We start from the raw sequence: 21,373 nt of genomic DNA, 5'->3' as shown, positions 1-21,373 counted from the left end.
GGGCCTAGCTTCAGGCGCCCGTCGCCACCGGCCGGGGTCGGCGCTGTTGGACGCCGACCCCGGCCGGTGCCGGCTCAGGTCGAGCTCCTATGGCGTGGCCGGCTTCGTCGGGGCGCCGGCGATCCGGGTGATGAGGAAGTCGAGCCGTTCCTCCTGGCCGTCCGGGGGGATGCGGCCGCTTTCCGACAGGACGGCGATGCCGTGCAACGCGCTCCATAGAACCTCGGCGAAGAGTTCGCGTCGGTCGTTGTCCGGGTCGAAGCAGCTGACGAACTCGTCGAAACCCGCCCGCAGCGGGGGCGGTGTCTCGGCGCTCGCGAACTTCAGGTCGGTCGGCAGGATGAACATGGCCTGGTACAGGGCGGGTCGCTCGGTCGCGAACCCGAGGTAGGCGCGGCAGACGGCGCGCAGGGCCTCGCCGAGATCGGGGGCGGCCTGCCGTGCGCGGCGCAGGTGGGCGGCGAGCTCGCTGAATCCGTCCAGGGCGACGGCGCTGACGATGGCTTCCTTGCCGTTGAAATGGCTGTACAGCACCGGCTGGCTGTATTCGACCCGCTCCGCCAGCCGTCGTGTCGTGACCGCCTCCCAGCCTTCGGTCTCCGCGAGTTCGCGCGCGGCCGTGATGATCAGCTGATGACGGTGGGCGCGGTCACGTTCGCGGCGCTCGCTGATGGCGGACATGACCAGATTCTAGCAACGCTAGACATCCTGTCGAGGACAAACTATCGTCGCTACAACAACTAGCGCCGCTAGATTGCCGCTGTCACCAAGGGGGAAGCCGCCCATGCTCATCACTGTCGCCACCGTGCTCGCCGGGCTGATCGGCGCGGGCATCATCGCCATCGGCGTCCTGCAGATCCGGGCGCCACAGACCGCCGCCGGCTTCGGCATCCCCGGCACGCCGACCGGGGACCGCACCTTCCAGGCCTGGCTGACCGTCAAGTCCGTGCGCGACATCGCCTCGGGGGTCCTCATCTTCATCCTGCTGGCGGGAGCGACACCCCATCTGCTGGGCTGGTACATGCTGGCCGCCGTCGGCATTCCCGCCGGCGACGCGCTGATCGTGTTGCGCAGCAACGGGCCCAAGGCGGCCGCTTACGGCGTCCACGGGGCCACCGCCGCGGTGATGCTGGCGATCAGCGTGCTCCTGCTCGTCGCATAACCGTTCGCAGCCCGGAAGGAGCCGCCGCTCATGCTCAGCTTCGAGATCTCCCCGATAGGCACGGTCCGGAATGACAGGACCGATATCCAGCACACCGACAACTGGGGCGCCGTCCGCAGCACGATCACCATCGACGAGCGCTTCGGCGATTTGTGCCTCCAGGGCCTGGAGGGCTTCTCACACGTGGAAGTGCTCTTCATCTTCGATCAGTTCCCGGAACGCGGCGACTACCGCGAACCCCGTCCCTACCGCGGCCGTTCCGACCTCCCACCCGTTGGCGTATTCGCCGGCCGGGGCCCGCGCCGACCAAACCGCATCGGGGTGACGTGCTGCGCCATCGAATCCGTCCGTGGTCGCGCATTGACGGTGGTCGGCCTCGATGCGGTCTCGGGCACCCCGGTCATCGACCTGAAGCCGACGATGGCGGAGTTCCTCCCGGTGCGGGTCAAGCAGCCGGAATGGGTCAGCCCGCTGATGTCGGAATACTTCCAGCCGTGAGCGCGGGGGAGAGGGGGGTGATGCTCAATGTCATCGGATCGGCGGCGGCAACCCATGATGTCCGACCCGGAACGGACGAATTCCGCCGCTCAGAGTGCGGCGATCCGGGCCGGAGCGCGTTCGGCCCGGCTGAGGGTGCGGAGGACGGCGGTGCTTCCGTGCCGGGAGGCCGCCCAGCGGCACAGCAGGTCGAGCACTGTCTCAAGTGCTGACTGGGGAAGTGCCGGGGTCTGCGCCCCCACGCTGACGGCCAGATCGTCGCAGTGCACCGCGATCTCCAGCATCCGGGTGGCGAGGAAGTCGTCGAGGGACAGCGCCCACGGGCCCCAGGGCAGTTGGACGGCCCGGTCTGCCGGCTCGGCGGGCAGGCGCTGCCGCAGCACGGCGAGGGCGGCGCCGGCCTGTGCGTTCAACGCCGCTACGCCGACGGCGGCGGACTGCTCACCGCCGTGCCGGATGCCGGTGTTCAGTTCGCTGTCGATGTCGCCGTCGGTCCACGTCGACCGCCCGTAGTGGTCGAGCAGCGAAATCGGCCGCGTGTCGGGCGGGCCGGCGTCCAGCACCGGGACAACCTGGGTGATCTGGCTGACCAGGTGGCCGGCGAGCCCGCTGACCTGGAACTTTCTCAGTGCGCTGGGCGCGTCCCACGAGCGGGCCACCGCCGGGTCCGCGGTGAGGGTGGTGGCAACCGTAGCCGCGCTCAGATAATCCTGCCTGATCATCACTGCGTCTCCGATCACTGAAAGTGAACAGTCGATAATGCAGTGTGACAGTGGGCTCAGGTTCGATGCCAGCACGCGGTCTGCCGGGCAAGCTTCGGGTCATTGTTCGGCCCGGAGCGGAGTCCGCCGGTCGGGCCGGGCGCGAGTTTGTGGCCGGGAGGGCCGGTGATCACCGCTTCGTGTGGAAGGCTTCGACGATTGCGCCGGGGATGCGGCCTCGTTCGGATACCTCGTAGCCGTTCTTCGCGGCCCATTCCCGGATGGCCTGATTCTGGTCCCGGTTGGACCTGGCCGGCGCCGCCGCGGACCGCGAGGCGAGACGGCCTCCGGCGCCGGTGCGGCCGATCCGGGAGGCGACCGTGAGGTAGGGGTCGAATGCCTTGCGGAGTTTGCCGGCATTCTTCTCGGACAGGTCGATGGTGTATGTGACGCCGTCGAGTCCGAACTCGATCGTATGGTCGGCGCCACCGCCATCGAGGTCATCGGTCAGTACGGTGATGACTTGCTTGGCCATGATTTCTCACTCCCGTCGCGGGCGGCTCAAGCCGCGGTGAAATGCAGCTGTTCCGACAATCATAGTCACGGTGGATTCCCGCCATCGAGCGCATTGACGAACCGGGAAGTCGCGCGAATCGGAGCAACGGTGCGACGGCACACCTGCTGCCGCTGTATCGACGCGTCCGAAGTCGATGTCGAAATCGGCGGGCGGGTGGGGGTGACCGTCCCCACTAGGATCGCGGCGTGACGACGGCGACAGCGGAAACGGGCCTCATTCCGGAGCCACCCGGGGTGGCGGAGCCCGCCGGCGGGCGCGGCGTTCCGGACATCGTGCGGCGCCGCCTCGCGACCCTCGACAACTGGCTCAACCCGCATTCCTGGCTGGTCACCGTGGTCGTCGTGGCGATCGCCGCGATCCTGCGGTTCCAGGGTCTCGGCACGCCGAACAAGTTGATCTTCGACGAGGTGTACTACCCGACCGATGCGTGGGACATGCTCCAGCACGGCGTCGAGTGGGATGAGGCGAGGAACAGCCCCGCGTACGTGGTGCACCCGCCGCTCGGCAAGTGGCTGATCGCCCTCGGTGAGATGGTCTTCGGCAACACCACGCTCGGCTGGCGGGTCCCGGCCGCGATCGCCGGCACCCTGATGATCGGAATCCTGATCCGGGTCGCCTACCGGCTGTTCCACTCCGTGGTGCTGGCCGGCGCGGCCGGCCTGCTCATGGCGCTCGACGGCTTCCAGCTGGTGCTGTCGCGCACCTCGCTGCTCGACATCTTCCTCGGCCTGTTCGTGCTCGCCAGCTTCGCCGCGATGCTGCTCGACCGCGATCACTACCGGCGTCGGCTGCTGCGCGCCCTGGAGGACGGCGCCCGGGCCGGGCACCGCATCGTGCCGTGGTGGCTGCTCGTCTCCGGCGTGTTGTTCGGGCTCGCCTGCGGGGTGAAGTGGAGCGCGCTGTTCTTCCTGCCGTTCTTCGCCGCCCTGGCGCTGGCCTGGCGGTGGCAGGCCCGCCGTTCGGCCGGCATCTCGCGGCCGGTCCTCGCCGGGATCGTCGGTGACCTCGGCTGGGGTGCGCTCGGTGTGGCCCTGACCGTCGTGTGCTACCTGGCCACCTGGACCGGCTGGTTCGTCACCAACACCGGATACTTCCGGCACTACCGGGCCGACAACGGGCTGAGCGAGCCGCCGGTGATCGGGGCGCTGCTCAACCTCTGGCACTACCATCTCCAGGCGTACACCTTCCACAGCGGCCTGATCAAAGCGCACCCCTACCAGTCCTGGCCGTGGCAGTGGCTGCTGCTGGGCCGGCCGGTGGCCTTCGACTGGAGCACCGGCGGGAGCTGCGGGGCGCCCAGCTGCGCGCGGGAGGTCCTGCTGCTCGGCACCCCGATCCTGTGGTGGTCCTTCCTGCCGGCGCTCGCGGCGCTGGTCTGGTTCGGCATCGCGCGGCGCGACTGGCGGGCCTGGGCGATCGGCACCGGCGTGGTGGCGGGGCTGCTGCCCTGGTTCTACTTCGCGGTGCGGGACGGGCGGACGATGTTCTCGTTCTACGTCCTGCCGGCGCTGCCGTTCCTGATCCTGGCGGTCGTCTACGTGCTCGGGGCGATCATGACGCCGCCCGGCGGGACGGCCGCCGGCCGGGAAGGATCCGACAGACAGCTGATCGGCACGATCGTCGCCGGGACGTACGTGGTGCTGGTGGCGCTCTGCTTCGCCTACTTCCACCCGATCTTCGTCGGAGAGCTCATCCCGTACGACAGTTGGTCGCGGCGGATGTGGCTCGGCGGTCGCTGGATCTGACGGCACCGGGGCCGGGAAAGGTGATCTCGATGGTGAGGCCACCACCGGGCCGGGGGCGGGCGGTGAGAGTGGCCCGGCTGACCCGCAGGGACGCGCTAACCCTTCTCCGCGCCCTCGTTGGCGTCGCGGACGAAGTAGCGCTGGAAGATCACGAAGATGATCGCCACCGGGATCGTCGCCAGCAGCGCCGCGCCCAGTTTCAGCGGGTACTGGTTGCCCGCGCCGAGGGAGCCGCTGACCAGGTCGGCGAGCCCGCGGGGCAGGGTGAACAGGGACGGGTCCTGCACGGCGACCACGGTGTGCGGGAATTCGTTCCACGAGCCCTGGAACGCCAGGATGGTCAGCGTGATCAGGGCCGGCCGGGCGCTCGGCAGCACCACCGACCAGAAGGTGCGGAAGAGGCCGGCGCCGTCGATGCGGGCGGCCTCCTCGATGCTGACCGGGACCGAGTCGAAGAACTGTTTCATGATGAAGACGCCGGCGGCGTCCGCGATCATCGGCACGATCAGCGCGGCGTAGCTGTTGTAGATGCCGAGTTGGTTGAGGACCAGGAACTTCGGGATGAGCAGGACCACGCCGGGGACGGCCATGAGCCCGATCATGGTGGCGAAGAGCGTGCGCCGGCCGGGGAAGCGCAGCCGGGACAGCGCGTAGCCGGCCATCGAGCCGAACAGCACCCGGGCGATCGTGACGATGACGGTGACCAGGACGGAGTTGCCGAGCCAGATGGGGAAGTCGGTGCCGGAGAAGATCCGGGTCATCGAGGTGGTGTCGAACGGCTGCGCGATCGGCGACAGCGGGTTCGCCGAGGCGTCCGCCTCGGTCTTGAACGAGTTCGCGATCTGGATGACGAACGGGTAGAGGAAGACCAGCGAGAAGAAGACCAGGATGGCGTACCCGGCGAACCGGGCGCTGAGCGTACGCATGTCAGGGCCTTTCCCGCAGCGCCCGCCGCTGCAGCAGGGTGAGCGACACGATGATCAGGAAGAGGACGAACGAGATCGCCGCGCCGGAGCCGTAGTCGAAGTCGCGGAACGCGGTGCTGTAGGAGAGGTAGGCGGGTGTCAGCGTGGTCTTGGCCGGGTTGCCCTTGCTCATCACGTAGATCTGGTCGAAGACCTGCCAGGTGCCGATCAGGCCCAGGGTGAGCACCAGGAACATGGTGGGCCGCAGCTGCGGCAGGGTGATGAAGCGGAAGCGCTGCCAGCGGGTCGCCCCGTCGATGAGGCCCGCCTCGTCGAGCTGGGCCGGGACGTTCTGCAGCGCCGCCAGGAACATCAGCATGAACGTGCCCGAGGTGGTCCAGACGACGAGCGAGATGATCGCGCACATCGCCACGCTCGGCCCGGAGGTCCAGTCCCACCAGGACAGGCCGAGCAGGCCGTGCCCGGTCAGGGCCGCGGGTGGTGCGTCGGTGTCGACCAGCCCGACGGTGTCCAGGGCCAGGTGCAGCACGCCGCGCGGGTCGGCGAACCACTGTGGTCCGTTGATGCCGAAGAAGCCCAGGATCTCGTTGATCGCGCCGCTGTTGGCGAACATGAACAGGAAGACCACGCTGATCGCCACGGAACTGGTCACCGACGGGAAGTAGAACGCCGTACGGAAGAAGCCCTTGCCCTTGAGGAACCGGTTGTTGACGACGAGCGCGAGGCTGAGCGCCAGCACGGTCTGCAGCGGCACGACCGCGATCACGTAGTAGGCGTTGTTGCGGATGCTGATCATGAAGTTCTGGCGGGCCAGCCCGTCCTGCGTGAACAGGCTGGTGTAGTTGTCCAGTCCGGCGAAGGGGACCCCCGACTGGAACGGGCTGCCTTGGCCGTTCCAGTCGGTGAAGCTGACCCAGAGCGCCATCAGGATCGGCACCACGAGGAACAGTCCGAGGACGGCGACCACGGGTGCGACGAAGAGCCAGCCGGCCACCCGCTCGTTGCCGCGGATGCCGCCACGCTTGGAGTCGGCCACGGAGGTCAGCCGCCGAGCACTGTCTTGGCGTTCTTGTCGAAGCGCTGCAGCACAGCCTTCGGGGAGCTGGTGGCCAGGCCCTGCAGGCCGGTGTCCAGGTCGGCGAGGACGGTGTCCATCTTGGGGGCGTTTACCGGGCCGTGACCGTACGCGGCGCCGGCGATGAACGGTGCGTCCTCGGGGAACTTGGCCGTGTACTGCGCCTGGGCGGACTGCCGGGAGGGCATGACCCCGAACGCGGTCGCGAACTCCAGCTGCTGGTCGCCGGTTGTCATCGCCTCGACGAACTTGACCGCCTGGTCCTTGAACTTGCTCTTGGCCGCGATGCCCCAGCACTGGGTGAACGACAGCGTCCCCTTCGTGCCGGTGGGCCCGGCGGGCAGCTCGTGCACGGTGTATTTGACGGTCGGGAAGTCGGCCTTCATGGCGCCTTTGATCCAGTTGCCCTCGATGACCATGGCGGCTTTGCCCTTGCCGAACGCTTCGCCGCCCCAGCCGGCGTCGAGTTGCTTCGGGAACTTCGCTAGGCCGTCCTTGAGTAGCCCTTGGACGTAGGTCAGTGCGGCCTCGTTCTGCGGGGTGTCGGCGGTGGCCTGTTTGCCGTCGGGGCCGGTCCACCAGCCGCCGTTCTGCACCAGGAAGGCGCCGATCCGGTCGCGGGTGTCGCCGATCGCGAGCGGGACGGTGCCCTTGGCCTTGATCTTCTGCGCGGCGGCGGTCAGCTGGTCCCAGGTCGTGGGGATGTCGGCGTCGGTCAGCCCGGCCTGCTGCCACAGCTCGGTGTTGATCTCCAGGGCCAGCGTCGAGGTGTCCTTGGGCACGCAGTAGACCTTGCCGTCGTAGGTGAACGTCTGCCGCAGGTTCGGGTAGAAGTCGTCCACGTTGGTGATCTTGTCCGCGTACGGTTCGAGGGCCCCGACGCTGGCGTAGTCGGCGAAGCGGGCGGCGTCGATGTAGAAGACGTCCGGCGGGGTGCTGCCGGCGAACGCCTGCCCGAGCTGCTGGGTGATGTCCTGGGCCGGGGTGACGGTGGCCTTGCTGCCGGAGGCGCTCGCCCACTTCGCGGCGGCGTCGGTGACGGCCTTGGTCTCGGCGTCGCCGGACGACGCGATGAGGATCTTCAGGTCGGCGGGCCCGGCGCTCTGCTGGGCCGCGCCGCCCTGGTCGTCGTCGAAACCACTGCCACAGGCCGTGGTCGTCAGCAGGAGTGCGGCCGCGACCGCGGTGACAAGTCTGCTGCGTTTCATGAAGGGCTCCTCAGGGTGCTGTTTGGCGAATGACGAGAGCGGGCTGAAGCAGGAGCTGGCTGGGCGCCGCGGAGCGGTCCAGGACGCCGGCGAGCAGGTCGATGCAGCGGGCCGCCACCTCGGTGAGCGGCTGGTTGACGCTGGTGAGGCCGACGGCCTGGGCGACCGCGGTGTTGTCGAAGCCGATCACCGCGCAGGCCCGGCCGGAGTCACGGACGGCGCGCAGGGCGCCGAGGGCGAGCGAGTCGGAGGCGCAGACCAGGGCGTCGACCGACGGCAGGAGGTGGGCGACGGCGGCGGCGCCGTTCTCGATGCCGTCCTCGACGGCGACCTCGAGGCCGGCACCCGGCAGGCCGGCGTCGGCGAGCGTGGCCGCCCAGCCGGCGCGGCGTTCGTCGCCGACGCCGTCGCCGGGCGGCCAGCCGAGGAAGCCGATCCGGCGGTGCCCGGTGCCGAGCAGGTGCCGGGTCGCCGCGACGGTGCCGGCGGCGTTGTCGACGTCCACCCAGGAGTGGGTGTCCGGGGCGCCCCAGGGCCGGCCGAAGGTCACGAACGGCACCTCGTGCTCGGCCAGCCAGGACGTGCGGACGTCGCCGCGGTGCGTGCCGGTCAGCACGAAGGCGTCCAGTTCGTAGGAGCTCAGCAGGTTTTCATAGGTGGCTATCTCGTCGGTGTCGTCGGTGGCGGTGTAGAGCATCACCCGGTAGCCGGCCGGGGCGGCGGCGTCGGTGAGCCCGTGCAGGAAGCGGTCGAGCACCGAGCCGTTGATCCCGTCCCGGTCCGGCTCGATGCGCACCGCGATGAGCCGGGACCGCCCGGTGCGCATCTGCCGGGCGGCCTGGCTGACGCGGTAGCCGAGGGCCGCGATCGCCTCACGGACCCGCTCGCGGGTCTCCTCGCGCACCACCTCGGGGGTGTTGAGCACGTTGGAGACCGTCTGCCGGGAGACCCCGGCACGTGCGGCAACGGTAGCAATCGTAACCTTTGACAACTTTTAATCTCCTAAGTCCTCTTGAACGATCCAATCCCGATCGGGCATCATTGGATCGTTCAAGTTGCGGGGATGTTTCGAACTGTGCGCCACGTCACCGCTTTCTGTCAAGACCCGCCGAGGGGATCTCCATGAACCGTCTTCAGCCCTTGCTGCACGACCTGGTCGCCACCGTCGCCGCGCCGACCACGGCGCTGGCCGGGGCCGACGGGCAGATCCGCGCGGCCGGCGTGCAGGGCGCCTATCACGCCGACACGCGGGTGCTCTCCGCGGCGGTGCTGTGCCTGGACGGCAGGGAGACCGAACCGATCGGCCACGCGACCGCCGGCGCCGGCACCACCCACTTCGTCTCGCTGGCCCGCTGGCTCGGCGATCCCGGCGCGGACCCCACCGTGCGCGTCGAGCGGGTCCGCACGGTCACCCCGGGCCGGATCGAGGAGCGGATCACCCTCGCCTCGACCGCGTCCGCCCCGGTCGGCACCACGGTCACCGTCGACCTGGCGGCCGACCTGGCCCCGATCGAGGTGGTCAAGGACGGCGCCCCGGGCACGCCGGTGGCCGCCCGCCGCGCCGCGGACGGCGGCCTGACCTGGCAGCGCGACGGCATCACGGTCACGGTCACCGCGGCGCGGGCCGACACCACCGACGACGGGCGGCTGAGCTGGGCGGTCACCCTCGACCCGGGTGCCACCACGACCCTGACCTTCACCGTACGGGCACACGACGCGGCCGCCGTGGTGCACGCACCGGTCCGGGCCCGCGACTTCAGCGCCGCCGAGGTCACCTCGGGCGATCACCGCCTGGGCCGGCTGGTCGCGCGCTCGCTCGACGACCTGCACGCGCTGCGGCTGACCGACGGCCAGGACGTCTACCTCGGCGCCGGGGTGCCGTGGTTCCTCACCCTGTTCGGCCGCGACAGCCTCTGGGCGGCCCGGATGCTGCTGCCGATCGGCACCGGCCTGGCCGCCGGCACGCTCCGGGTCCTCGCCCGCCACCAGGGCACCAAGACCGACCCGGCCTCCGGCGAGGCGCCCGGCAAGATCCTGCACGAGCTGCGCCGGACGGAGTTCGTCCTCGCCGACGGCCTGCACCTGCCGGCGGCGTACTACGGCACCATCGACGCCACCCTGCTCTGGATCAGCCTGCTGCACGACGCCTGGCGCTGGGGCCTCGCGGAGGCGGAGGTCGCCGGGCTGCTGCCGCACCTCGACGCCGCGCTCGGCTGGCTGGCCGGCGCCGCCGACCCGGACGGCGACGGCTTCCTGGAATACCTCGACACCAGCGGGCACGGCCTGGCCAACCAGGGCTGGAAGGACTCCGGCGACGCCGTTCGCTACCGCGACGGCCGGATCGCCGAGGCGCCCATCGCGCTGGCCGAGGTCCAGGGGTACGCGTACCGCGCGGCCCTGGACGGCGCCGCCCTGCTGGACGCGTTCGGCCGGCCCGGCGGCGAGCGGTGGCGCGAGCACGCCGCCGCCCTGGCCGGGAAGTTCCGGGCCGTGTTCTGGGTCGACGGCGGCTACCCGGCGCTGGCCCTGGACCGCGACAAACGCCCGGTCGACTCGCTCACCAGCAACATCGGCCACCTGCTCGGCACCGGCATGCTGAACCCGGCGGAGGAGCGCGCGGTCGCCACCGCGCTCGGCGGCGAGGCGATGTCCGGCGGCTACGGGCTGCGCACGATGTCCACGAACGACGGTGGCTTCTCGCCGCTTTCGTACCACTGTGGTTCGGTGTGGACCCACGACACCGCGATCGTGGCCGCCGGGCTCGCCCGGGGTGGCTTCGCCGCCGAGGCGACCACCCTGATCGACGGGCTGCTGACCGCCGCGGAGACGTTCGACTACCGGCTTCCCGAGCTGCACGCCGGCGACGCGCGCTCGGCGCTGAGCCGGCCGATGCCGTACCCGGCGGCCTGCCGCCCGCAGGCCTGGTCGGCCGCCGCCGCGGTGCTGATGCTGCAGGCCGCGATCGGCCTGGAGCCGGACGTGCCGAACGGCCGCGTCCGGCTGAATCCGTTGCCCGGCCTGCCCTTCGGCGCGGTGACGGCGCGGGGCCTGCGGATCGCCGGCAGCCCGGTCGACGTCACCGTCGGCGCCGACGTCGGCATCACCGGGCTGCCCGCCGGCCTGTCGGTCGGGTGTTGACAAAGGAATAGACGCACGGCGGTTCACTCCTTGACCACGCAGTGCGATCATCGAGCTACGGCACGCCACCATCCGACGGAAGGGGTGGCTATCGATGAGAACCGCGCTCACCGACGGTCAGTTCGCGCAGGAGCTCAGCAGGTACCAAAAGTCCGCGTTCCGCCTCGAGCTCCAGCCCGTCTACACCGTCGGAAGCGAGCGCGAGCTGTTCGACACGTTCCGGGCCGGGCGCCCGGAATCCCCGGAGACTCGCGAAGGGTTCCGGGCGTACTACCGGCAGGTCCGCGAGAAGACCGACGCCGGGATCCGCACCGAGCGGGTCCGGCTCGCCGATGACCCGCCCACGGAATATCAGCGGTGGATCCGGTACATGGACCGCTGGAACATCGAAGCGGGCGAAGTCATCCACTATCTGCCGCGCGCCATCGCGCGACGCGTCGGGCTCACCGGCGCGTTCGGCGGCTGCGACTGGTGGCTCCTGGAGGACAGCCGGCTCATCCGGATGACCTTCGACGACCACGGCCGGCTGACCGGCACCGAACTGACCACTGAGGACGACGACCTGCGGCAGGCGCGCTCGTGGCGTGACCTGGCGATCCGCACCGCGCGAGGAGAAGCCGGGTGAGGCCGGACGTCAGCGTCGCGCGGCCACGGCGGTGGTCAGGGCGGTGAAGTGCCGCACGGCCTCCCCGGGGCCGCCGCGGGTCATGATCGTGAGGCCGATGGTGGCGCTGTCGTCGCGCAGGGGCCGAAACCGCACGGCGTGGTGCTGGGCGGCCGCCGTCGAGGGCACGATCGTGACGCCGAGGCCGCATTCGACCATCGCGATCTGCGAGGTGACCGACCGCGCCCAGTGCGCCGGGATCGGGCTGAACCCGGCGGCGCGGCACAATGTGGCCATCGCGTCGTGGTAGTCCGGTGAGATCTGCCGGTGCAGCCAGATCCAGGTGTCGCCGGCCAGGGTGGCGAGGTCCATCGGGCCGGCGGGCCCGGCCGCGGGATGGTGGGCCGGGAGCGCGGCGACGAACCGGTCGGTGAGCAGCGTGGTCGCGGTCGTTCCGGGCGCGGGGGCGGTCTGGCGGACGACGGCGAGGTCGAGGCTGCGGTCGAGCAGGCCGGCCGCCGCTTCGTGGGAGTCGATCTCCTGCGCCCGGATGTCGATGTCGGGCCGGTCGGCGTGGAAGCGTTCGATCACGACCGGGAGCGGCCACGCGAACGCCGACGTGACGGCGCCGATGCTGAGCCGGCCGCCGCGTCCGGTGGCGGCCTGCCGGGTGGCGCTCGCCGCGGCCTCGGCCTGGCGGACGAGAGCCCGGCACTGATCGAGGAACACGCCGCCGGCCGGGCTCAGCGCCACCGACCGCTGCGTGCGGTGCAGCAGCTCGCAGCCGAGCTGCCGTTCCAGGAGCTTGATGGCCTGGGACAGCGGTGGCTGGGACATCCGCAGCCGCCGCGCGGCCCGGCCGAAGTGGAGTTCCTCGGCGACGGCGATGAAGTACCGCGCCTGGCGCACCTCGATCATTGATTCATCCAGCCTCTCACTGAGATAGCGAATCAGACCTTCAGAATATGGGTCGGGTCTGCTGAGCTGAGCGACATGAACAGTCCGGACCTGCTCGACCAGTTCGCGGCGGTCGACTCCGCCGCGGTCAGCGACGCGCTCGACCGGCTCGGCCTGCCACCGGGCATCGGCGGCGTCCGGCCGGTGTGGGGCCCGGCGGCGATCGTGGGATTCGCGGTAACGGTCGGCCTCGAACCGGCCGACGACCGGCCGGCCGGTCCGCACATCGCCACCACGGCCGTCGAGTCCGCGGACGGCGAATCCGTGATCGTCGTCGACAACCAGGGCCGCACGGACGTGTCGTGCTGGGGCGGCATCCTGAGCCTGGGCGCGGCCCGGCGCGGCGTTCGCGGCGTGGTCGCCGACGGGGTGTGCCGCGACGTCGCCGAGGCCCGCGAGCTGGGCTTTCCCGTCTTCGCGCGGGGTGCGGTCCCGGCGACGGCGCGGGGCCGCCTGCGGCAACGCTCCGCGGGTGAAACGGTGCGGCTCGGCGGGCTCGCGGTCGCGCCGGGCGACGTGATCCTCGCCGACGAGACCGGGATCGTCGTGGTCCCGCGGGACCGGGCGGCCGACGTGGTCCGGCTCGCCGCCGCGATCGTCGCCCGCGAACGGACGATCGCGGACGAGATCCGGGCCGGGGCGCCCCTGTCCGAGGCGATGCACGACGCGCGCCTCGCCGGGGACCTGGGAGACAGCCGGTGAGCCCGGCCCGGCCCTTTACGACGGACGTGTCCACCGCCTCGGTCTCCGACGCCCTGGATTCCCTGGGTCTGCCGGGGTCGCTGCCCGGCATCGGACCGCTGCGGGCGGGCCAGCGCGCCCTGGGACCCGCGTTCACGGTCGGGTACGAGCCGGTCGACGAGCGCGGAGGCACGGTCGGGGACTTCCTCGACGACGTGCCGCCCGGCGCGGTGATCCTGATCGACAACGGCGGCCGGACCGACTGCACCGTGTGGGGCGGCATCATGACCCAGGTCGCGCGGTTGCGGGGCATCGCGGGCACGGTCATCCACGGGAGCTGCCGGGACGTCGCCGTCGCCGGGGCGATCGGGTACCCGATCTGGTCGGCCGCCAGGTTCATGCGTACCGGAAAGGACCGCGTCCGGGTCGCCGCCGTCGGCCGGGCCGTGACCATCGACGGCGTCACCGTCGCGCCGGGGGACATCGTGCTGGCCGACGATGACGGCGCCGTCGCCGTTCCGGCGGGCCGATGGGACGAGGTGCGGCGCGCCGCCGAGCGCGTCGAACGGGTCGAGCGGGCCGTCGTGGCCGCCGTGCACGGCGGCGACGGCCTCGCCGAGGCACGCGCCAGGCTCGGCTACCACTCGCTGCAGACCCGTACGGGCACCTCATGAGCGACCTCGCCCGCGGTCACTCGACGGCCACCCTGTCCGAGGCGTCCGGCCTCGCCGTCGCCCTCGCGCCCGGGGTGCGCCCGGTCTGGCCCGGCGCGCGACTGTGCGGGCCCGCCTTCACCGTGCAGGGCGCCGGCGGCGACAACCTCGCCCTGCACCGCGCCGTCGTCCGGGCACCGGCCGGCTCCGTGCTCGTGGCCGATCACGGCGGGGCCCGTTTCGGGCACTGGGGCGAGATCCTCACCGTCGCCGCCCGGCAACGGGGCCTGCGCGGCCTGCTGATCGACGGTGGCGTACGCGACGCCGCCGACCTCGAACGCCTGCGTTTCCCGGTCTTCTCCCGCGGCGACTCGATCCGTGGCACGAGGAAGGACTTCCCCGGCGTCCTGGGCGTTCCCGTCACCGTCGGGGACGTCACGGTGCATACCGGAGATCTGATCGTCGGCGACCTCGACGGGGTGGTCGCCCTGCCCGGGGCCGGCCTCGACGCGCTTCTCGACCGGGCCGACGCGCGCGTCGCCCACGAAGCCGAGATCATGGCCCAGTTGCGGCGCGGCCGGACCACGCTGGACCTCTACTCCTTCGGCGCGGACCGGTGAGCGCGGTGGCGGACAACCGGGACAAGCTCGAAGGATTCACCCTTCCGCTCGCGATCGGCGGGGCCCAGGTCGAGATCGCGGGCCTGTACCGGGCCGGCACCGGCATCCCGCTCGTCTTCCTGCACGGCTTCGGCTCCACGAAGGAGGACTACGCGGACGTCGTACACCAGGACGGGCTGGCCGGCCGGCCGATCCTGGCCTACGACGCACCGGGCTGCGGCGCCACGACGTGCTCGGACCTCGCCGCGCTGTCGATCCCGTTCCTGGTCACGGCCGCCGAACGGACGCTGCGGGCGAGACGGATCGGGCGGTACCACCTCATCGGCCACTCGATGGGCGGGCTGACCGCGCTGATGCTGGCGGCCCGCAACCCCGGCGCGGTGGCGGGCTTCGTCAACATCGAGGGCAACCTGGCGCCGGAGGACTGCTTCCTGAGCCGCCAGATCATCACCCACGCGCACGACGAACCGGCGGAGTTCCTCGCCCGGTTCGCCGGCCGGGTCGCCGGCTCGCGCTACTACGCCAGCAGCCTGTACGCCGCGAGCCTGCCCCACAAGGTCCGCGCCGCCGCCGTCCAGCCGATCTTCGAGTCCATGGTCGACCTCTCCGACCACGGCGGCCTGCTGGAACGCTTCCTGGCCCTCCGCGTCCCGAAGATGTTCATGTACGGCCGGCAGAACAACTCACTGTCGTACCTGACGAGGCTGGCCGGCGAGGGCGTGCACGTCGCCGAGATCGCCCACAGCGGCCACTTCCCGATGTACTCCAACCCGCCGGCGATGTGGTCGTCCATCACCGGTTTCCTGAACGGCCCCGCGAGACAGCCAGCACCGCCCCGATGAGCAGGACCGCCGCGCCCACGGCCTGCACGGCACCGAACGACTCGCCGAGGAAGATCGCGGAGCAGGCGATGCCGAAGACCGGCACGACGAACATCATGATCGACGCGGAGGCGGGCCCGACGGCGCGGATTCCCCGGTAGTAGAACAGGTTCGCCACCGCGGTCGGCCCGATCACCAGGAAGGCGAGATTCAGCCACCCCGAGGCGGGCACGCCGGACCAGGCGACGCCGGCCGCCGACGGTGCGGCGTAGGCGCCCAGCAGGACCGCACCCGTCAGCATCGCGTACGTCGTCGCCGTCAGCGGTGCGATGCCGGCGAGCACCCGCGGTCCGGTCAGGGTGAACGCCGCCCAGCAGGCCGCGCTCAGCAGGAACAGCGCGTCCCCGGCGAGCCGGTTGCCGCCGCCCGCGGTCACCGGCGCTCCGGCCGTACCGATGAAGAAGACCACCGCGCCGGCGGCGCCGGCACACAGGCCCGCGATCCGCGCGGCCGAGGCCCGCTCCCGGCCCATGACCAGCAGGAACGACGTCGTGAGCACCGGGCTCAGGACCGGGACGATGATGCTCCCGTCGATGGCCGGCGCCAGCGACAGCCCCCAGAAAAAGATCATGTTGTACGCGAAGACGCCGAGCACCCCCGCCCCGGCGACCCGCGCCCAGTCGCGCGGCGACGTCCGGCGGGCGCGGTCGCCGGCGCTGGTGCCGGCGCGGTCGCGGTGGGAGAGGCGCAGCACGGCCAGCAGCACCAGCGCGCCGCCGCCGAAGCGCAGCGTCGCCGCCACCGGGTGGGGCAGGTGCTCGACCACCTGCTTGGAGCTGCTGAAACCGCTGCCCCACAGCACCATCGTGGTCGTCAGCAGCAGGTACGGGCTGGTTTTGTCGGTGGTTCTCGATACCGTGTCTGGCATGTGCTCCCCTCCCGGTGGCCTGGTCATCGTCGGCCCGGGCCGGGTGCCGGGTCTTGTAGGCTCGTGCGCCGCGTGCCCGCCGGTGGCCGCATGACGGGCGACCGGGAATGGGCCAGCTACTGGCGGTCGGCCGACGCCCCGCTGGAGGCGATGCACGCGCACTTCCGGCACCACCGCTACCAACGGCACAGCCACGAGGCCTACTCGTTCGGCGTCACCGAGCGCGGCGCGCAGACCTTCGCCTGCCGGGGCGCGGGGCACACCAGCGCCGCCGGGATGGTGATGGCGTTCAACCCGGACGAGGTGCACGACGGGCACGCCGCCCACGAGCTGGGGTTCACCTACCGGATCGTGCACATCGGCCCCGAGCTGGTCGCCGGCGTGCTGGCCGACATGGCCGAACGCAGGGTCGGCCTGCCGCTGTTCGGCGCGCCCGTGCTGCACTCACCGCTGCTGGCGACCCGCCTGCGCAGGCTGCACGCCGCGCTCGCCCGGGGCGCGTCCCCGCTCGAACGCGACGAGATCGTCGCCTCCACGGTCGCCGCGGTGACCCGCCTCGCGGGGAGCGCCGGCGCCATCCGGACGCCGCCCACCGTCCCGGCGCCGGCCGCCACCCGGCTCGCCGCCCGGGCCCGCGGGTTGCTCCACGACTGCTACGCCGAGCCGCTCAGCGCCGACGCGCTCGCGGCCTGGGCCGGGTGCAGCCGCTACACCCTCTACCGGTCGTTCCAGGCGGTGTACGGGATGGCGCCCAGCGAATACCAGCGCCAGCTGCGGCTGCGCGCCGCCCGCCGGCTGCTCGTCGCCGGGCGGCCCGCCGCGCGCGTCGCCACCGAGGTGGGCTTCACCGACCAGGCGCACCTGACCCGCTGGTTCACCCGCCACTACGGCATCACCCCGACCACCTACCGGCGGGCCGGATGATGGGACGGTGACCGCGAACCTCTCGACGCCGCCCGCCATCCCCGCCGGCACGCTCCCCGCCGGCACGCTCGCCGCCGCCCCGCAACCCCGGCTCCCCGCCCCCGGCGGCCTGCTCCTGCGCCCCTGGGCAGCCGCCGACGCCACGGTCTTCCTCGCGGCCTACCGCGACCCCGAGATAGGGCACTGGCACACCCGCCAGCCCGCGTCCGCCGACCAGGTCCGCGAGTGGTTCGACCGGTACGGCGCGGACTGGGCGCGGGAGAAGGGCGCGCACTGGGCGGTCACCGGCGGCGGCGGTGAGGTGCTGGGGCGCATCGCCCTGCGCGGGATAGACCTCGACGACGGCGTCGCGGTGTGCGCGTACTGGGTGCTCCAGGCCGCCCGCGGCGCGGGAGTGGCGTCCCGGGCGCTGACCGCCGTGAGCGCCTGGGCCCTCGGCGGGGCCGGCTTCCACCGCCTGGAGCTGGATCACTCGACCCGCAACCGGGCCTCCTGCCGGGTCGCCGCCAAGGCAGGCTTCCTGCTGGAGGGCGTGAAGCGAAGCGCCGCGGTCCACTCCGACGGCCGCCACGACATGCACCTGCACGCCCGCGTCCGCGACGACGGGCCACCTGCCTGACCTCGCCCGATCGCTGTGCCGTGGTCGTCGGTCGTCGGTCGTCCGTCGTCGGGTCCGGGGAGGTGTTGACGGCCACTCCGCCTTGTCTCCCTTGCTCCCTCTGGAAGGACTTGCACGCTGGATCTCCCTCTGGAAGGACTTGCACGCTGGATCTCCCTCTGGAAGGGGCTTGCACGCTGGATGGACAGCGCCTCGGCGGCGATCGACAAGGCGATCAGCCGGTCGCTGCCGTCGTTCCTGGTGCCCGCGATGACGTCGTTCCTGGTGCCCGCGATGACGTCGTTCCCTGGTGCCCGCGCTGCCGTCGTTCCTCGTGCCCGCGATGACGTCTTTCCTCGTGCCCGCGACGATGACCAGGCACCGGATCGCCACCTGCGAGGCGCGGTCCTGCTGGACATCGGGCGGACGACGGTGCGACCCAGCGAGCGCATTGCGGCAGACGTGCACGGCCGCGCTCGTCGGGGCTACGTGCGCGTTGTATCGAGGTAGGTGAGATCGTCCTCGCCCTCTTGGCGGCGGCTCGCGAATGGATGTCAGGACGTCTCTGGCGTGGCACCGGCCTGTGGTGAGGCGCCGGAATCGTCGCGGAAGGCCAGCCCGGCCGCGTCCATCGCCGTGCGCAGGTGGCGAAGGGCGTAGGGCCCGACTCCGTGTAGTGCCTGCACCTCGCCGGCACTGAGGGCGGCGAGCTGTTCGAGCCGGAGCACGCCGTGCGCGGTAAGCGCGCGTGTCGCGGCGGCGCCGATGTGTGGCAGCGGGATGCCCGGCTCCGGTACCGACCGGCTCTGGGCCGACCGGGGATGACCCTCGTGGTCCAGGACGGCGGCGCCGCGCGCCGAGAGCCGGTAGCCGATGTCGAGCGATTCGGTCAGGCCGCGCTCCTTCAGCTTGCGCACGTTCTGTTTGAACGACGGGGTGTCTCGCCCGATCCGTTGCGCGAGGTCGGGTGCCCGGGTGGCCGGCAGTTCGTCGATCAGCATGAGCGTTGCCCGGGTCCACGGCCCGGTCGGCGAGGCGCGGTCGAGCCGGTCGAGCCACGCGACGATCGCGTCGATCTCCGCGGCGTCGGGTACTGCCTCCCGCAGCGCCTGCCGCGGGTCGACGCCCGCATACCGCAGCCCGATCCGATACACCGGCCGGTCGGGGTGCAGGCGGTCCAACCCGTGGCGGAGCGCGGCCAGCGACGCCGCGCCGGCCCGGCGGGCGTCCGCGGCGGTCAGCGACCTGATTGGCACGCGTTCGACGGACGTGACCTCGACCAGTCCGACGGCGGTACGCATCCGGGTACCGACCCTGACCCGAGGCCGTTCCCACCGGCGGAACGCCACGTCGATATCGCCGGCCCGGATCGCCGCCAGTTCTGTGGGACGCATCTGCACGCCACCCAGTTCACCACACACCACGATCGCTCCGGGCATTCCCGTGTGCATACGCCACGGATGTGGGGGTCGCCATGGGTGTCGAGCACCGGTGGTCCTGGCAGATAGCGCTGACCAGCGGCTGCACATCGCCGCGCGCCCGGATCGCGGCAGATGATCGTGGCCGGCCGACGGCCGCCTGAGCGGGCCGTCGGCCGGTATCGACGCCAGTCAGTCGCGGACGTAGTAGTGGCCGTTCGTGTCGTCATACCGTCCAGCGGACCGGCAACAGCGACGGAAACCGCCGCCCGGACCCGCAGGGACAGGGGTCCCTGCCGCCGAGCTTCTCCACGAGTTCCGTATCGTGACCGACGATGCGGTCGCCTCGCTTGACGTGGGTCTCGCTAAAGGGAACCCCCGACGGCGCTTGCTGCTCGGCTCAAAAGGACATCTCGAACTTCTCGTCGCGGTCCATCATGACCTCCTGACCATCACGAAACCTCTCTGCGGTGGTGGATCGCAGCGCGGGAGAACGATAGGCGCCGTGGTCGCCACCGCGCGACAGAGTTTCGAGGTCTTCCGCCGGGCCGCGCGATCAGCGCGGACGGCCCGTCACCACATCGACAGCCGGCTGCGCCTTATCGAAGGCCGAATCCTGACTTTCCCGAAAGCTGTGTTCCGCCGAGGTCAACCTAGATGAGGAAGTCTTTCGTCAGGTCGCGGCGGTCGCCTGTGGTCGAGCCAGAATCCATAATGGCGGAGATCGGCTTCGAGCCCGCTTCCCAGGTATTCGGCGTACTCGCGAAGCCCCGCCGCGTTCTCGCGTTCGTCAGCCCGTTCGCGGGATGACCATCGTCGTTGTAGGTCGTCGATCCAGGCGGCTAGCCGACCGCGATCGACCCACCACTCCTGCAGCAGCCGGAGCGTCCAGTGTTCATCGCCATCAGCGGCATAGCCGCCGCACGGGTCGTTCCAGGCTGCCGTCAGCACGAGCTGAACCTCGCTCGCGTTCCTGGGTTGCCGGTACACGATCTCGCTGCCGTAATCGTCCTCGTAAACCACATGCGCGGGCGCGATGTCGCGGCCTGTCCAGCAGGAATCGGTCAGTGCGCCGTAGAACGGGCCCGGCACGTTGCGCCAGTCACGCTCTGTCCACCGACCCCGTAGATACGCCTCCGGCGGTCCCAGTCGCCGTTCTCCTCGGGAAAAGTTCGCCACATCCAGGCCGGCAGAAGCAGCGACCGTTGGCATGGGATCCCAGTACATGGCAAACAGGCTAACCAGATGGCGAACAGAGCCCGGAACCCACTCATTGAGGAAGGACGAGACGTCGGACGCCAAGAGTCTCGGCGTTGCGCCCAAGAGATCCCGCCGCATCCTCGCATGCCTCCGGCGCACTGCATTGGCGCCTGCTGATCCAGTCCGGTGGCCCGGCACGCGTTGACCGCGGCTGTCAGGAACTGGCTCGGGGCCCGAGTCTCAGCCGCAGCGGCTCCTCGCCTTCGGTGTGCAGCAGATCGGCCAGCCTCGCGACGCCCAGAGCGTCGCGGACCTCCGCTTCGCTGACCAGCAGACGCCTCGCCAGCTCGCGAGTTGTGGTCTCCAACGGCAGCCGCGGTGTCCACCGCAGTATCGCTTCGATGTCCTCGGCCAGTCGGGCATCCCTGACAGCCTCACTTCGGGCCAGCCAGACCGGAGGCTCGATCGCCGAGTCGGGCCAGAACTGCAGCAACCAGTGATAGCGGAATTCTGGAGGGCCCTCGGCGTCTTCTCGTCGCCGGGCGATCCGGACCCGGAACCATTCGGCTGCACCCAGCTCGAGGTCTTCCCTGTCCCCGGGGCCACTGGTCACCCAGGCCAGCGAAATCGCGCCGGAGCTTGAACGGTACGGCGTCTCGAGGACGTCGTCGAAGTGTCCCCGGTCGGCCGGCGGTGGCTCGCTGTCGTGCAGTTCAAGACGAATACGGTGATCGTCCAGGTCGGGGGCGTCGGCATAGATCCAACCCGCGCCCGAGCCGGCGAATGTGCCGTTCGGCGTGTCCCCCCGGTCGCGGTAGTGCGGAATGTGCGGATCTTCGTGTGGCCACGCGACGCTCGGGTCCACGAGGACGAGAAGGCTGTATTCCAGTGAGAGGTCATCGTCTTCGAATGTCCGTACCACCCCCATGCGCAACAAGC

25 protein-coding genes are annotated in these 21,373 nt (G+C 71.0%); 12 read left to right on the top strand and 13 right to left on the bottom strand.

Annotated elements, in window-relative coordinates; genetic code table 11:
* Positions 1-87: 87 nt before the first annotated feature.
* Positions 88-681 carry a TetR/AcrR family transcriptional regulator gene (locus DMB66_RS02425; protein WP_125802305.1) on the bottom strand — a complete coding sequence of 198 codons (594 nt, stop codon included), beginning with the start codon at positions 679-681 and terminating at the stop codon, positions 88-90.
* A gap of 103 nt (positions 682-784) precedes the next feature.
* Here DMB66_RS02425 and DMB66_RS02420 point away from each other — a divergent pair, with 103 nt between their 5' ends.
* Both DMB66_RS02420 and DMB66_RS02415 read left to right on the top strand, forming a co-directional pair.
* Complete coding sequence (locus DMB66_RS02420; RefSeq protein ID WP_125802304.1) at positions 785-1,162, top strand: DUF4267 domain-containing protein; 378 nt, start codon at positions 785-787, stop codon at positions 1,160-1,162.
* A 30-nt stretch (positions 1,163-1,192) separates the two neighbouring features.
* Entirely contained in the window at positions 1,193-1,660 is a 468-nt protein-coding gene (locus tag DMB66_RS02415) for an SAM-dependent methyltransferase (RefSeq protein ID WP_125802303.1), read from the top strand.
* A gap of 89 nt (positions 1,661-1,749) precedes the next feature.
* On the opposite strand, the gene DMB66_RS02410 is transcribed toward DMB66_RS02415, so the two are convergent.
* Positions 1,750-2,382 (bottom strand): maleylpyruvate isomerase N-terminal domain-containing protein, encoded by a 633-nt coding sequence (locus tag DMB66_RS02410; RefSeq protein ID WP_125802302.1) that lies wholly within the window; start codon positions 2,380-2,382, stop codon positions 1,750-1,752.
* Positions 2,383-2,551: 169 nt separating this feature from the next.
* Positions 2,552-2,896, bottom strand: a complete 345-nt coding sequence (locus tag DMB66_RS02405; RefSeq protein ID WP_125802301.1) for an Lsr2 family protein — start codon at positions 2,894-2,896, stop codon at positions 2,552-2,554.
* Between the two features lie 227 nt (positions 2,897-3,123).
* On the opposite strand from DMB66_RS02405, the gene DMB66_RS02400 reads away from it, so the two are divergent.
* Complete coding sequence (locus DMB66_RS02400) at positions 3,124-4,683, top strand: dolichyl-phosphate-mannose--protein mannosyltransferase (protein ID WP_125802300.1); 1,560 nt, start codon at positions 3,124-3,126, stop codon at positions 4,681-4,683.
* Between the two features lie 95 nt (positions 4,684-4,778).
* Here DMB66_RS02400 and DMB66_RS02395 read toward each other — a convergent pair whose 3' ends face one another.
* Genes DMB66_RS02395 through DMB66_RS02380 form a run of 4 tightly spaced genes read right to left on the bottom strand, consistent with a single transcriptional unit; the run spans position 4,779 to position 8,883 of the window.
* Complete coding sequence (locus DMB66_RS02395; RefSeq protein ID WP_125802299.1) at positions 4,779-5,609, bottom strand: carbohydrate ABC transporter permease; 831 nt, start codon at positions 5,607-5,609, stop codon at positions 4,779-4,781.
* A gap of 1 nt (position 5,610) precedes the next feature.
* Positions 5,611-6,645, bottom strand: a complete 1,035-nt coding sequence (locus DMB66_RS02390; protein ID WP_199751773.1) for a carbohydrate ABC transporter permease — start codon at positions 6,643-6,645, stop codon at positions 5,611-5,613.
* Between the two features lie 5 nt (positions 6,646-6,650).
* On the bottom strand, positions 6,651-7,892 hold the full coding sequence (locus tag DMB66_RS02385) for an extracellular solute-binding protein (RefSeq protein WP_125802298.1): 1,242 nt from the start codon (positions 7,890-7,892) through the stop codon (positions 6,651-6,653).
* A 10-nt stretch (positions 7,893-7,902) separates the two neighbouring features.
* Positions 7,903-8,883 carry a LacI family DNA-binding transcriptional regulator gene (locus DMB66_RS02380; RefSeq protein WP_125802297.1) on the bottom strand — a complete coding sequence of 327 codons (981 nt, stop codon included), beginning with the start codon at positions 8,881-8,883 and terminating at the stop codon, positions 7,903-7,905.
* 131 nt (positions 8,884-9,014) lie between these two features.
* Between DMB66_RS02380 and DMB66_RS02375 the strand changes: the two genes are divergently transcribed.
* Positions 9,015-11,030 carry a glycogen debranching N-terminal domain-containing protein gene (locus DMB66_RS02375; RefSeq protein ID WP_125802296.1) on the top strand — a complete coding sequence of 672 codons (2,016 nt, stop codon included), beginning with the start codon at positions 9,015-9,017 and terminating at the stop codon, positions 11,028-11,030.
* A gap of 94 nt (positions 11,031-11,124) precedes the next feature.
* Positions 11,125-11,655 carry a DUF6879 family protein gene (locus DMB66_RS02370; RefSeq protein ID WP_125802295.1) on the top strand — a complete coding sequence of 177 codons (531 nt, stop codon included), beginning with the start codon at positions 11,125-11,127 and terminating at the stop codon, positions 11,653-11,655.
* Between the two features lie 9 nt (positions 11,656-11,664).
* Here DMB66_RS02370 and DMB66_RS02365 read toward each other — a convergent pair whose 3' ends face one another.
* The gene (locus tag DMB66_RS02365) at positions 11,665-12,552 is read right to left on the bottom strand and encodes a LysR family transcriptional regulator (RefSeq protein ID WP_125802294.1); all 888 of its coding nucleotides are present in this window, start codon (positions 12,550-12,552) and stop codon (positions 11,665-11,667) included.
* A gap of 75 nt (positions 12,553-12,627) precedes the next feature.
* Between DMB66_RS02365 and DMB66_RS02360 the strand changes: the two genes are divergently transcribed.
* From DMB66_RS02360 to DMB66_RS02345, 4 genes are read left to right on the top strand one after another with little or no spacing between them, the layout of a single operon-like run.
* Positions 12,628-13,293, top strand: coding sequence for an RraA family protein (locus DMB66_RS02360; protein WP_199751770.1), 666 nt, complete (start codon positions 12,628-12,630; stop codon positions 13,291-13,293).
* Positions 13,290-13,946 (top strand): RraA family protein, encoded by a 657-nt coding sequence (locus DMB66_RS02355; RefSeq protein ID WP_125802292.1) that lies wholly within the window; start codon positions 13,290-13,292, stop codon positions 13,944-13,946. The genes DMB66_RS02360 and DMB66_RS02355 overlap by 4 nt, the downstream gene beginning before the upstream one ends.
* Entirely contained in the window at positions 13,943-14,545 is a 603-nt protein-coding gene (locus tag DMB66_RS02350) for an RraA family protein (RefSeq protein WP_125802291.1), read from the top strand. The genes DMB66_RS02355 and DMB66_RS02350 overlap by 4 nt, the downstream gene beginning before the upstream one ends.
* A 5-nt stretch (positions 14,546-14,550) precedes the next feature.
* Positions 14,551-15,387: an alpha/beta fold hydrolase gene (locus tag DMB66_RS02345; protein WP_125802290.1), complete on the top strand. Its 837-nt coding sequence runs from the start codon at positions 14,551-14,553 to the stop codon at positions 15,385-15,387.
* On the opposite strand, the gene DMB66_RS02340 is transcribed toward DMB66_RS02345, so the two are convergent.
* Positions 15,338-16,294 (bottom strand): DMT family transporter, encoded by a 957-nt coding sequence (locus tag DMB66_RS02340; protein ID WP_125802289.1) that lies wholly within the window; start codon positions 16,292-16,294, stop codon positions 15,338-15,340. The two genes, DMB66_RS02345 and DMB66_RS02340, sit on opposite strands and share 50 nt — an antisense overlap.
* 90 nt (positions 16,295-16,384) lie before the next feature.
* Here DMB66_RS02340 and DMB66_RS02335 point away from each other — a divergent pair, with 90 nt between their 5' ends.
* From DMB66_RS02335 to DMB66_RS02325, 3 genes are all read left to right on the top strand, one after another.
* Positions 16,385-17,218 (top strand): AraC family transcriptional regulator, encoded by an 834-nt coding sequence (locus tag DMB66_RS02335; protein WP_125802288.1) that lies wholly within the window; start codon positions 16,385-16,387, stop codon positions 17,216-17,218.
* A 7-nt stretch (positions 17,219-17,225) separates the two neighbouring features.
* Positions 17,226-17,837, top strand: a complete 612-nt coding sequence (locus DMB66_RS02330; protein ID WP_125802287.1) for a GNAT family N-acetyltransferase — start codon at positions 17,226-17,228, stop codon at positions 17,835-17,837.
* A 180-nt stretch (positions 17,838-18,017) separates the two neighbouring features.
* Positions 18,018-18,326 carry a hypothetical protein gene (locus tag DMB66_RS02325; protein ID WP_125802286.1) on the top strand — a complete coding sequence of 103 codons (309 nt, stop codon included), beginning with the start codon at positions 18,018-18,020 and terminating at the stop codon, positions 18,324-18,326.
* Between the two features lie 44 nt (positions 18,327-18,370).
* Here the strand turns inward: DMB66_RS02325 and DMB66_RS02320 are convergent, their stop codons facing one another.
* The 4 genes from DMB66_RS02320 to DMB66_RS02305 all read right to left on the bottom strand — a co-directional run bounded on the left by DMB66_RS02320 (position 18,371) and on the right by DMB66_RS02305 (position 21,362).
* Positions 18,371-19,210: a hypothetical protein gene (locus DMB66_RS02320; RefSeq protein WP_233624239.1), complete on the bottom strand. Its 840-nt coding sequence runs from the start codon at positions 19,208-19,210 to the stop codon at positions 18,371-18,373.
* 250 nt (positions 19,211-19,460) lie between these two features.
* Complete coding sequence (locus DMB66_RS65740) at positions 19,461-19,547, bottom strand: SEC-C metal-binding domain-containing protein (RefSeq protein ID WP_370318326.1); 87 nt, start codon at positions 19,545-19,547, stop codon at positions 19,461-19,463.
* Between the two features lie 335 nt (positions 19,548-19,882).
* Positions 19,883-20,461 (bottom strand): ferredoxin, encoded by a 579-nt coding sequence (locus DMB66_RS02310; protein WP_199751767.1) that lies wholly within the window; start codon positions 20,459-20,461, stop codon positions 19,883-19,885.
* 187 nt (positions 20,462-20,648) lie between these two features.
* Positions 20,649-21,362 carry a hypothetical protein gene (locus DMB66_RS02305; protein ID WP_125802285.1) on the bottom strand — a complete coding sequence of 238 codons (714 nt, stop codon included), beginning with the start codon at positions 21,360-21,362 and terminating at the stop codon, positions 20,649-20,651.
* Between the last annotated feature and the right edge of the window lie 11 nt (positions 21,363-21,373).

This window comes from Actinoplanes sp. ATCC 53533, from assembly GCF_003947245.1.
This window is presented reverse-complemented; position numbering and strand designations above follow the sequence as displayed.

Bases quoted from the DNA above. Each gene is read 5' to 3' on its own strand.
- DMB66_RS02425 (WP_125802305.1), bottom strand. From the start codon at position 681: ATGTCCGCCATCAGCGAGCGCCGCGAACGTGACCGCGCCCACCGTCAT.
- DMB66_RS02420 (WP_125802304.1), top strand. From the start codon at position 785: ATGCTCATCACTGTCGCCACCGTGCTCGCCGGGCTGATCGGCGCGGGC.
- DMB66_RS02415 (WP_125802303.1), top strand. From the start codon at position 1,193: ATGCTCAGCTTCGAGATCTCCCCGATAGGCACGGTCCGGAATGACAGG.
- DMB66_RS02410 (WP_125802302.1), bottom strand. From the start codon at position 2,382: ATGATCAGGCAGGATTATCTGAGCGCGGCTACGGTTGCCACCACCCTC.
- DMB66_RS02405 (WP_125802301.1), bottom strand. From the start codon at position 2,896: ATGGCCAAGCAAGTCATCACCGTACTGACCGATGACCTCGATGGCGGT.
- DMB66_RS02395 (WP_125802299.1), bottom strand. From the start codon at position 5,609: ATGCGTACGCTCAGCGCCCGGTTCGCCGGGTACGCCATCCTGGTCTTC.
- DMB66_RS02385 (WP_125802298.1), bottom strand. From the start codon at position 7,892: ATGAAACGCAGCAGACTTGTCACCGCGGTCGCGGCCGCACTCCTGCTG.
- DMB66_RS02375 (WP_125802296.1), top strand. From the start codon at position 9,015: ATGAACCGTCTTCAGCCCTTGCTGCACGACCTGGTCGCCACCGTCGCC.
- DMB66_RS02370 (WP_125802295.1), top strand. From the start codon at position 11,125: ATGAGAACCGCGCTCACCGACGGTCAGTTCGCGCAGGAGCTCAGCAGG.
- DMB66_RS02365 (WP_125802294.1), bottom strand. From the start codon at position 12,552: ATGATCGAGGTGCGCCAGGCGCGGTACTTCATCGCCGTCGCCGAGGAA.
- DMB66_RS02360 (WP_199751770.1), top strand. From the start codon at position 12,628: ATGAACAGTCCGGACCTGCTCGACCAGTTCGCGGCGGTCGACTCCGCC.
- DMB66_RS02350 (WP_125802291.1), top strand. From the start codon at position 13,943: ATGAGCGACCTCGCCCGCGGTCACTCGACGGCCACCCTGTCCGAGGCG.
- DMB66_RS02340 (WP_125802289.1), bottom strand. From the start codon at position 16,294: ATGCCAGACACGGTATCGAGAACCACCGACAAAACCAGCCCGTACCTG.
- DMB66_RS02335 (WP_125802288.1), top strand. From the start codon at position 16,385: ATGACGGGCGACCGGGAATGGGCCAGCTACTGGCGGTCGGCCGACGCC.
- DMB66_RS02325 (WP_125802286.1), top strand. From the start codon at position 18,018: ATGGACAGCGCCTCGGCGGCGATCGACAAGGCGATCAGCCGGTCGCTG.
- DMB66_RS02320 (WP_233624239.1), bottom strand. From the start codon at position 19,210: ATGCGTCCCACAGAACTGGCGGCGATCCGGGCCGGCGATATCGACGTG.
- DMB66_RS02310 (WP_199751767.1), bottom strand. From the start codon at position 20,461: ATGTACTGGGATCCCATGCCAACGGTCGCTGCTTCTGCCGGCCTGGAT.
- DMB66_RS02305 (WP_125802285.1), bottom strand. From the start codon at position 21,362: ATGGGGGTGGTACGGACATTCGAAGACGATGACCTCTCACTGGAATAC.